9 protein-coding genes are annotated in these 10,014 nt (G+C 70.1%); 5 read left to right on the top strand and 4 right to left on the bottom strand.

The features are described 5' to 3' along the window. Positions 1-28: 28 nt before the first annotated feature. Positions 29-817, bottom strand: coding sequence for an SDR family NAD(P)-dependent oxidoreductase (locus tag RIN75_RS32630; RefSeq protein WP_309115913.1), 789 nt, complete (start codon positions 815-817; stop codon positions 29-31). A gap of 275 nt (positions 818-1,092) precedes the next feature. Between RIN75_RS32630 and RIN75_RS32625 the strand changes: the two genes are divergently transcribed. Continuing rightward, entirely contained in the window at positions 1,093-2,298 is a 1,206-nt protein-coding gene (locus RIN75_RS32625; protein ID WP_309115912.1) for a DUF6801 domain-containing protein, read from the top strand. Positions 2,299-2,433: 135 nt separating this feature from the next. Here RIN75_RS32625 and RIN75_RS32620 read toward each other — a convergent pair whose 3' ends face one another. Next, positions 2,434-3,633 (bottom strand): lipase family protein, encoded by a 1,200-nt coding sequence (locus tag RIN75_RS32620; RefSeq protein WP_309115911.1) that lies wholly within the window; start codon positions 3,631-3,633, stop codon positions 2,434-2,436. 232 nt (positions 3,634-3,865) lie between these two features. Here RIN75_RS32620 and RIN75_RS32615 point away from each other — a divergent pair, with 232 nt between their 5' ends. After that, entirely contained in the window at positions 3,866-5,146 is a 1,281-nt protein-coding gene (locus RIN75_RS32615; protein ID WP_309115910.1) for a helix-turn-helix domain-containing protein, read from the top strand. Positions 5,147-5,217: 71 nt separating this feature from the next. Here the strand turns inward: RIN75_RS32615 and RIN75_RS32610 are convergent, their stop codons facing one another. Both RIN75_RS32610 and RIN75_RS32605 read right to left on the bottom strand, forming a co-directional pair. Continuing rightward, positions 5,218-6,426 carry a lipase family protein gene (locus RIN75_RS32610; RefSeq protein ID WP_309115909.1) on the bottom strand — a complete coding sequence of 403 codons (1,209 nt, stop codon included), beginning with the start codon at positions 6,424-6,426 and terminating at the stop codon, positions 5,218-5,220. Positions 6,427-6,545: 119 nt separating this feature from the next. Next, positions 6,546-7,040: an HAD domain-containing protein gene (locus tag RIN75_RS32605; RefSeq protein ID WP_309115908.1), complete on the bottom strand. Its 495-nt coding sequence runs from the start codon at positions 7,038-7,040 to the stop codon at positions 6,546-6,548. A 76-nt stretch (positions 7,041-7,116) separates the two neighbouring features. Between RIN75_RS32605 and RIN75_RS32600 the strand changes: the two genes are divergently transcribed. The 3 genes from RIN75_RS32600 (at position 7,117) to RIN75_RS32590 (ending at position 9,512) form a co-directional block, all read left to right on the top strand. Next, positions 7,117-7,797: an SDR family oxidoreductase gene (locus RIN75_RS32600; protein WP_309115907.1), complete on the top strand. Its 681-nt coding sequence runs from the start codon at positions 7,117-7,119 to the stop codon at positions 7,795-7,797. Between the two features lie 190 nt (positions 7,798-7,987). Further along, on the top strand, positions 7,988-8,590 hold the full coding sequence (locus RIN75_RS32595) for a DUF4230 domain-containing protein (protein WP_309115906.1): 603 nt from the start codon (positions 7,988-7,990) through the stop codon (positions 8,588-8,590). A 19-nt stretch (positions 8,591-8,609) separates the two neighbouring features. Beyond that, the gene (locus tag RIN75_RS32590; protein ID WP_309115905.1) at positions 8,610-9,512 is read left to right on the top strand and encodes a pseudouridine synthase; all 903 of its coding nucleotides are present in this window, start codon (positions 8,610-8,612) and stop codon (positions 9,510-9,512) included. Positions 9,513-10,014 lie beyond the last annotated feature (502 nt).

Here is a 10,014-nt window from a genome sequence, read left to right as displayed (position 1 = left end):
CACGCCTCCCAACCAGAGAACACCGGCATCACGCCTCCCGCTTCGCGCGCCGCCACACCCAGGCGTCCGGGTCGGCGGCCTTGCGGGCGTGCAGTTCCCCCACCTCCGGGTGCGGCAGGATCAGGAACCGCTCGTCCGACAGCCCTTCCAGCGCCGCCTCCGCGACCTCCTCCGCGGTCAGCAGCGGCGCGTAGTCCAAGACCGCCCGCGCCGCCGGATGACCGGCCGCGACCCCCGGCATCAACAGATCAGTGCGCACCCCGAGCGGGCACAGGGCGGACACCCGCACGCCCAGGTGCCCGTACGTGAACGCCAGCCACTCCGCCAACCCGACCGCCGCGTGCTTGGTCACCGAGTACGGCGCGTCCCCCGGCAACCCCAACAGCCCCACCGCGGACGCGGTGATCAGCAGGTGCCCGCTGTGCCGCCGCGCCATCCCGGGCAGCACCGCCTGGGCCAGGTACACGTGCGCCATCACGTTCACCGCCCACGACCGCGCCCAGTCCTGGTCGCCCGCGTGCACCCCCGCCCCGGTCGCGACACCGGCGTTGGAGCACACCACGTCCAGCGGCCCGAACTCCCGCTCGGCCACCGCCACCAGCGCCCGGGACTGCTCCTTGTCGCCCACGTCCGCGCACACGTCCACCGCGTCCACCCCCAGCGCCCGCACCTGCGCGGCCACCCGCCCGGCGGCGGTCCCGTCGAGGTCGGCCACCAGCAGCCCGCGCGGCCCCTCCGCCGCGAACCGCAGCGCCATCGCCGCGCCGATGCCGCGCCCCGCACCCGTGACGACCACGGCCTTGCCCCGGATTTCCATGCCGCCTCACAGGTGTTTCCCCGCCCGGACCGGGCCGAAGTTATGGCCGCCCGCGCGAGGGGGTCAAGGTCGGCCGGAAAATTCACCTGAACACGAGTGTCACGCCCTCGATTCTTGTCACGATGTGAGTACCGCGCCGGCCCCGACCACAATCCCGATCGGCTTGTTTAGCGGATTTCGCGGTATTTTCGAAGGCCCCTTGCACGTGATCTGCGCCGCTCGTTAACTTCCGCCTGGTCGGCACATTTCCGGCAGATTTCGAGGAAGGAACACCCGTGAAGTTGAAGACAATGCTGGGGGCGGGCGTGACCACGGGGCTCGTCGTGGCCGGCCTGCTGACGACCGTCGGCACGGGCTCCGCCGCACCGGTCCAGGTGGACAAGACGCTGACGTTCACGTGTCCGTTCCCCCTGATCGGCAACCAGGTCCTGTCGACCCGCATCCGCGCCACGATCGACACCCCGACCACCGTCGGCGGCGAGCTGAAGACCACGGACTTCTCCGCCACGGTGACCGTGCCGCCGACCGCCACCCAGGGCCTGTCCCTGGTCGGCGCGGCGACGGTGGAGGGCTCCGCCGAGGCGGGCGTGACGCTGGACAACGCCGGCAGCAAGCTCGACATCAAGATCCCCGGCCTGACCGTGCCGAAGACGAACGTCCCGGCCGAGGGCTCGTTCGACGTGGTCGCGAGCGGCCCGGTGCCCACCGCGGTGATCCCGAAGGCGGGCACGACCACGGTGACCGTGGGGAACTACTCCACCACGCTGACCCCGCGCAAGGCCGACGGCAGCGAGACCGGCCTGGGCACGTTCACCTCGAACTGCACCCTGGACCCGGGCCAGAACGCCGAGCTGGTGCGGTTCGACGTGGGCGGCGGCGGCCCGACCACCACCACGACGACCAGCACGACCACGACGACGACGACCACCACCACCAAGCCGACCACGACCACGACGACCCCGCCGCCCGGCGGGATCAAGTACTCGTACGCGCTGGCCGGCTCGTCCACGATCAAGAACCTGGGCGGCACGGTGGCGCTGGGCGGCAACCTGAACGCCGACCTGGAGCTGGCCTCCGGCAAGTTCACCGCGGACCTGGCGCTCAACCCGACCTCGGGCAAGTTCACCCTCTTCGGGATGGTGCCGGTGGAGTCGAAGATCGAGTTCGTGAGCGAGGGCAAGACCACCGGCACGCTGGTGTCCGGTGCCATCGAGTCCAATTCCAAGGTCACCATCAAGCTGCCGCAGATCACCGTCTACGGCATCCCGATCAGCGCCGAGGCCACCTGCCAGACGGTCACCCCGTCGGACATCAACCTGGCCTCCGCGCCCGGCTTCGACCCGCTCAAGGGCGGCAAGCTGACCGGTGAGTACGCGATCTCCGCGCTGAAGGGCTGTGGCGCGTTCAACGACTTCATCAGCGCCTTCACCGCCGGCACCGGCAACACCATCGACATGAACCTGACCGCCAAGACCGCGTAAAAACCGCTCCGACAGCACTGGAGACCGCCGCGTCCGACCGCGGCGGTCTCCTTTTGTCTCCGCCACGTCGGGCAGGGAAGCACGCGGAGCGTGCCGTACTGCCTTGGGCGCAGTGAGTGCTTCGTCCAAGGCGGGTCAGCAGTTGGAGGTGGCCGGGCGGCCCGCGAACCGGTCGGCGATGAACGCCGCCGCGCCCGCGTTGCCCAGGTAGACGCCCGTGATGTGGTCGGTGTCGTAGGTCTTCCAGTCCACGGTCACACCGGCCTTGCAGTAGGTGTCACGCAGTGCCTTGTGCTGCGCGAAGTCCACTATGTCGTCACGGGTCCCGTGGTACTCGTGCACCGGCACGCGGATGGCCGTGCCGCCCAGCTTGTTCTCCTGCACCCGGGCCAGCCACGGGGGCGTGAGCACGGGGCTGGAGGTGGTGTACTCGGACAGCCGCTTGCCGCGGTAGTCCAGCAGCAGTTCGAGGGTGCACGCCTCGCGCTGCATGCGGGCGAACTCGGTGCGGCCCGCGTCGTTGAGGTACTTCCCCAGGTCCAGCTCGGCGTAGGCGTTGTCCAGGCCGATCAGCGAGTAGGCCAGGAACCCGAAGCCGAGCTTGCCGTCGAGCTGCAACGACACCTGCACCAGGTCCGCGGGCACGCCGCCGCCCACCGCGCCGACCAGGTTCAGCTCCGGCGCGTACTCGGGCTGGAGCTGCGCGGCCCACAGCGAGGCGCCGCCGCCCTGCGAATAGCCCCGGAACACCACTTTGGCGTTCTTGGACAGGCCGGTCTCGGGCATCCGTTGAGCGGCCCGGACGATGTCGATGACCGCGTGACCCTCGGACCGGCCCGTGATGTAGGTGGTCTTCGGGTCGGGGTGGTAGCCCTCGTAGTCGGTCATGACGACGGCGTAGCCCGCGCGCAGCATGTCGTTGATGGCGGGTTGTTCGTAGGAAGCGCCGATGCGCTCCATCTCCGAGGGCGCGCAGCGGAACGCGGGCCCGTACGTTCCGGAGGCGAAGGAGACGATCGGCGCAGTGGAGGGATCGACCGAACGGGGGACGAGAATCATCCCGGTGACCACGTTCGGCTGCCCGAGAACGTTGGTCGAGTGGTACATCACCTGCCAGGCGCGCACCGTGGAGGTGATGGCGCCCGCCTCCGAGGTGCGGACCCGCACGACGTCCCCCGGCGCGCCCGCGGGCAGCGGGTTCGGCGGGGTGAAGAAGGCGTCGTCGACCGACTCCGCGGCGGCGGGGGCCTGGGCCGCCACCGCGGTGGCCAGGACGGCCGCCGCGAGCGATAATGAGAAGATCTTTCGCAAACCGGTACCTCCCGAAATGGGCATCGGACAATGCACACTGCATTACCGGCGCGCGCGCAGTCCAGGACGGGGTAATGACTTGTCACCCGCGCACGGGTTCCGAAAACCGAAGTTGTGAGATCCGGACAAGAACCTCTTGTCACCCGAATGAGTGAACCGCCAAGGCTGCAGAAAGACTGTTTGACACACCTTGGGTGTGAATTTATCGTCAACCGGGCGAAGCCCCAGGGCGGTGCTTCGCCTGCGGAGGCGGCCAATGACGATCTCACTGAACGGCGGGTTGGTGCGGCAGCGAACGATCCCACGACCCACGACAGTTCCCCCGACCACTGCGGAGTACAGCGCCGCGAGACAGCTCTGGGGAACCATCCCGGTGGAACTCGCGGAGAAGGTGCGGCCCCTGGCCGGCGTCCTGGTCCGCGACGTGGTCCGGGAGATCCGGCGCGCGGTGCCCGCGTACGCGCAGCCGTTGGAGGGCAAGTTCCGCGAAGTCCTCGTCGGCGCGGTCGAGATGGCCATCGTCAAGTGCTTCGAGAACATCTGCGACCCGGACGCGCCGCAGGCCGATTGGCAGGCCGTGCTGCGCTACAGCGGGCGGATGGAATTCCTCGAGGGCCGGACGATGGACTCGCTGCAGACCGCCGTGCGGGTCGGCGCGCGCGTCGTGTGGCGGCACCTGAGCCAGCACGGCAAGGAGATGGGGGTCTCCAACGACACCCTGTTCGTGGTGGCCGACGCGATCTTCGCGTGGGTCGACGAGCTGTGCCGCGCGGCGGTCGAGGGCTACACCGAGGCGCAGAGCAACGCCAACGGGGCGCTGGAGCGCCGTCGTCGGCAGTTGCTCAAGCTGGTGCTGGCCGAGCAGCCCGCGTCGGCGCGGTCCGTCGCGGACCTCGCCGGCACAACGGACTGGACGTTGCCCGAGCGGGTCGCCGTGGTGGCCCTGGAGTACCGGGAGGACCAGCACCAGCTGCCGTCGGTCCAGCTGGGCCGGGACGTCCTGGTGGACCTGGAGAGTTCCACGCCGTGCCTGGTGGTGGCCAACCCCAAGGGCCGGCCGCACCTGGACCTGCGCGGGCGGCGCGCGGCCGTCGGGCCGACCGTCCCGCTGGCCGAGGCCCGGCAGTCCCTCGCGTGCGCCCGCCGCGCGCTGGCGTTCGTGCGCCGGGGCCTGCTGCCCGCCGCGCCGATCACGTGGTGCGACGACCACCTGGCCACGCTGGCGCTGCTGTCCGACGAGTTCCTGGTGGGCCAGCTGACCTCCCGGGCGCTGGTGGCCTTCGACGGGCTGACCGTGAAGCAGCGGGAGCGCCTGGAGACGACGTTGCTGGCGTGGCTGGAGACCCGCGGCGGCATCGGCGAGATCGCCAACCGGCTCGACGTGCACCCGCAGACCGTCCGCTACCGGATGCACCAGCTCGAAGAACTGCTCGGCGACCGGCTCACCGACCCGGACGAGCGGCTGACCCTGGAGATCGCCCTCCGGGCCCGCCGCCTCCTCGCAAGGGCGAACACCCCGGCGAAACGCCCCGCCTGACGGCGTTCCCGCTCCGGGCGCGGCGCCTCCGCCCCGCCGCGCCCTTCGCGAGTCCTCTGGATTTCGATGCCCTAGCAGTTGCCGTGGGCCGGGACGCCCGCGAACCTCTTCTCCAGCCAGGCGAACGCTTCCGGGTAGGCCGCGATCGCGCCACCCACGTGCGTCGGCGCCAAGTTCGGGCTCAGCTTCACGTTCGCCCCCTGCGCACACCACTTCCGCACCATCTCCGCGGCCTGCCCGTACGGGACGATGTCGTCCAGCACGCTGTGCACGACCAGCACCGGAGCACCGGGCTTGCGCACCCCGATCCGCTGCTCCTCCACGCGCGAGGCGTAGGGCTCCTCACCGAGGAAGGCCTCCAGCGGCCGGCCGTCCTTGGTCAGGTCCTTGGACTGGCGGAACGCGTGGGCGGCCACCGCCTCGATCGTGCACTGGTGCTCGACCTGCGCCATGAGCTGCTTGCCCCGGTCGTTGAGGACGGCCGGGATGTTCAGCTCGGGGTAGGCCGCGTTGAGGCTGAGCAGGGCGTACCCGAGGAACCCGGCGGCGTAGTGGCCGTCGAGGTTCTTGGCCACCGCGCCCAGGTCGGCCGGCGGAGCGCCCGCGTACGCGCCCTTGAGGTCCAGTTCCGGCGCGTAGGTCTTGTACAGCTCGACGGCCGCCGCGCTGGCCCCGCCACCTTGCGAGTAGCCCGAGATCGCCACCGGACCGTCGTCGGGCAGGTCCGCCGCGGGCAGCCGCTGGGCGGCGCGGATCGAGTCGAGGACGGCGTGCGCCTCGGCCGCGCGGTTGACGTAGGTGTGCATCCCGGGCGTGCCGAGGCCTTCGTAGTCGGTGACGACCACGCCGTAGCCGCGCAGGAGCAGCCCGGACAGGAACGGGCCTTCGTACTCGCTGCCCATCGCCATCTGCCGGGAGGGCGCGCACTCGTCGCCCACGCCCTGGGTGCCCGGCGCGTGGGCCACGATCGGCCGCTGGCCGGGGCCGGTCCAAGGGGCGTGCGGGGTCAGGACGGTGCCCGAGACGGCGATGGGCGTGCCGTGGGTGTTCGTGCTGCGGTAGAGGATCCGGCGCACGGTGGCGGGTGCGCGCAGCAGTTTGAGGGGGTCGAGGAAGAAGTCGGCGGGTTCGCTGCGGATGACGTCGCCGTTGCGCTCCGGCAGTTCGGCGGGGACGTCGTAGAAGGACGCCTGGGCGTGGGCGGGACCGGGTGCCACGAGCCCCGTGGCCAGCAGGGCGGCCGTCGCCGCGGTGGTCCAGCGGCGCGCGAGGAATCGCATGGGTGCTCCTCGTCGAGCGGGAAATCGACAACGCGTCGAACCTTTCCGCGCGCGCGAAGCGGGGGTCAAGGAGCTGCGGATTTCTTGTCACCAGCGCGCAAATTCGCTGATGGGGACCTTTACGCCGGTGATATCAACGCTTGTTCGGCGGTGGCGAGGTGGGCGTCGGTGAGGCCGGCGGCCGGGTCGACCGGGATGAGGGCCGTAATTTCGCGGCGGCGGTGGAGGAAGGCGTCGCGGGCGGAGGCGAACAGGCTGAAGTCGTCGTCGAGCCAGGCCAGCGGTTGGCCGGCGGCGAACCTCCCGACCGCGCCGTACTTCCACTCCGGTGATCCTTCGTAGGCGCGCAGGCCGATCACGCGGAGCTGGGGCAGGCCGAGGGCGGGTCCGATGGTGCGGTTGGCCAGGTCTTCCCACGAGGTGGCCCAGACGAGTTCCGCTTGTGTGCGTTCGGCCAGGGCGAGGAGGGCGGGGCCGTGGGCCGGGTTGAGCCAGGCGTGCCGGGTGGTTCGCCGCCATCTGGACAGACGCCACTCGTGCCGGACGTAGCCGGGTGGCGGGGTGCGGGCGGCCCACGGGTTGAGCGGGCCGTCGACGTCCAGCAGGAGGAGCACGGTTCACGTAGTACCAGGCGGGTCGGGGGCGGTGGGGGTGGTTCGGGGGAAGATGGGTCACCGGAGGTGGTTGTCCATGGCCGGTGCGGTCGCGGTGGTGACGGGTGGGAACCGCGGGATCGGGCGGGAGGTGTGCCGGCAGTTGCACGACCTGGGGTACGACGTCGTGCTGACGGCGCGGGACGGTGCGAAGGCGGCTGAAGCCGCGGATCGCCTTGGTGTGGATCACTGCCGGTTGGACGTGACTTCGGACGAGTCGGTGCGTGAGTTGGCCGTGTTCCTGGAGGAGCGGTACGGGCGGCTGGACGTGCTGGTCAACAACGCGGCGGTGCACTACGACTCGTGGCAGCGGGCGTCCGGTGCGGATCTTTCCGTGGTGCGGGAGGCGATGGAGACCAACTTCTACGGGCCTTGGCGGACGGTGCTGGCGTTGTTGCCGTTGCTGCGGCGCGGGGGCGGGCGGATCGTCAACGTGTCGAGCGAGGCGGCGTCGTTCGCGAGCATGGGTGGGGGGACGCCGGCGTACGGGACGTCCAAGGCGGCTTTGAACGCGTTGACGGTGATGTTGGCGGCGGAGTTGCGGCGGGACGGGGTGCTGGTGAACGCGATCTGCCCGGGGTGGGTGGCCACGGACATGGGTGGGCCGGGTGGGCGGCCGGTCGCGGACGGGGCGGCGAGCGTGGTGTGGGGGGCGACTTTGCCGGACGACGGGCCTGCCGGCGGGTTCTTCCGGGACGGCAAACGGGTTCCCTGGTAACGGATTCCGCCGGGTGGACGCCGCTGCGGGTTCGGGGCTCCCGGTTTGGGGTTCGCGGGTTCTGGGTTCGCGGGTTCGGGGTTCGCGGGTTCGGGGTTCGCGGGTTCGGGGTTCGCGGGTTCGGGGTTCGCGGGTTCGGGGTTCGCGGGTTCGGGGTTCTGGCGTGGTCGTGGCGGGGTAGTCCCCCGGCATGAAGTGGCGCGGCGCGGTGATCGGTGCGGTGGTGGTGGCGGTCGTGGCGCTGGTCGGGGTGTTCGTCGTGGTGCCGAAGTTCGGCACGGACACCGTCGACCGGAGCGGCCCCGCGGTGTTGCAGGCGTTGCGGGACCTGAGCCAGTTCCACGCGGCGACGGGCGAGTACCAGGTGGTCCTCGACATCGAGCAGGACGTGCGGTACGTGCCGGCGGTGCTGGCCGGGCAGCGGACGTTGTTCGTGGCGGCGGGCACGGTCAACGCGTACGTCGAGTTCGGGTCGTTGGCCGAGGACGCGATGAAGGTGTCCCCGGAGAACAAGTCGGTCGAACTGACACTGCCCGCGCCCGTGCTGGACAAGCCGAACCTGCACCAGGAGCGGTGTTACGTGTTCGCCCAGGAGCGCGGCTTGGTCGACCGGCTGGCGGCGCTCGTGGAAACCCGCGACCAGCAGCCCTTCTACGTGGCGGCCGAGCAGAAGATCGCCGACGCGGCCCGGGAGTCCGGGTTGACCGACCGTGCCGAGGACAACACCCGCAAGATGCTCACCGGGATGCTCCAGGCGTTGGGCTACTCCGTCACCTTCCGGCCCGCCGACTAGTGTCTATCCTGGGCGTCCGATGAGACGCAAAACCCGGCCGCCGTTGCCCCAACGCCACGGCCTCGACCCCGCCCGTCTGCGACTGCCCGTAGACGGGCCGTGGACGACCCTCCGCGACCACCTGGTCGAGCGGCTGCCCCGGGTCGCGCCGGAGCGCATCGACCTCATGCTGGCGGAAGGGCGCATCTACGACCTGAACGGCCCGGTCGCGCCCGATGCGGCGTTCGCGCCGGGGACGTCGGTGTGGTTCCACCGGGATCTGCCGGAGGAGGTGCCGGTCCCCTTCGACATCCGTGTGGTGTACCAGGACGACTCGATCTTGGTGGTGGACAAGCCCCACTTCCTCGCGACGATCCCGCGTGGGAAGCACATCGTGCAGACGGCCCTGGTGCGACTGCGGACCGAACTCGGGTTGCCGCACCTGTCGCCCGCGCACCGGTTGGACCGGGTGACGGCGGGGTTGGTGCTGTTCGTGGTGGACCCGGCGATGAGGGGGCGGTACCAGGGTCTGTTCAAGGATCGCTTGGTGCACAAGGAATACGAGGCGATCGCGCCGCACCGGGCGGATCTTGAGCTGCCGACGACGGTGCGCAGCCGGATCGTGAAGGTGAAGGGTGTGATCACCGCGCAGGAGGTTCCCGGGCCGGTGAACGCGGAGACGCGGGTGGAACTGGTCGACGTGCGCGGCGAGTGGGGCCGGTACCGGCTGCTGCCGGCCACCGGGCGCACGCACCAGCTGCGGCTGCACATGGCGTCGCTGGGGGTGCCGATCCGGAACGACGACTTCTACCCGGTGTTGCGGGAGAAGCCTTTGGACGACTTCACCAACCCTTTGCAGCTCTTGGCCAAGGTCTTGGCTTTCACCGACCCTGTCTCCGGCCTTCGACACCGTTTCGAGAGCCAGCTTTCTCTTTCTTACTGAGGGGTCGCGTTCGCTCCTTCTTACGCGCTGCGCGCTCTCAGGACGGACGCGCTGCGCGCTCTCAAGCAGGACGCGCTGGCGCGCTCTCAAGATCAAAAGCGGGCCTGGAGGCCCCCGGGGGAGGAAGAGCATCGGTCTGCCCCCGCACGGCCTGCCGGAGGCAACCACGCTTCGCCTTTCTTGGCAACCGGAAAAGCTGGTTGCCAAGAAAGGCGAAGCGCGGTTGGGCTGCGCCCAGGCCGTACGGGGGCAGACCGAAGCCCTTCCTCTGGCTTGGCAGCCCAGGCCAAAACCGCAAGCCGCGCTACGCGCGGAGGACCAGCGGTGCAGTGCGTGGCGCCGAAGGCGCTGGCCTTGGGCTATCAGCCAAAGGTCGGGCCTCGTGTTCCCCCCGTACGGCCTGGGCGCAGCCCAACCACAGATTTCCGGGGTGTGCAATAAAAGTTTTGCGAGGTACGAGCAAAAGTTTTATTGCACACCCCGGAAATCTGTGGTTGCCTCT

Origin of the sequence: Saccharothrix sp., assembly GCF_031180885.1 — a bacterium.
In the GTDB taxonomy this organism is placed as follows: domain Bacteria; phylum Actinomycetota; class Actinomycetes; order Mycobacteriales; family Pseudonocardiaceae; genus Actinosynnema.
Note: the sequence above shows the minus strand (reverse complement) of the source record. Positions and strands in the feature narration are given on the sequence as shown.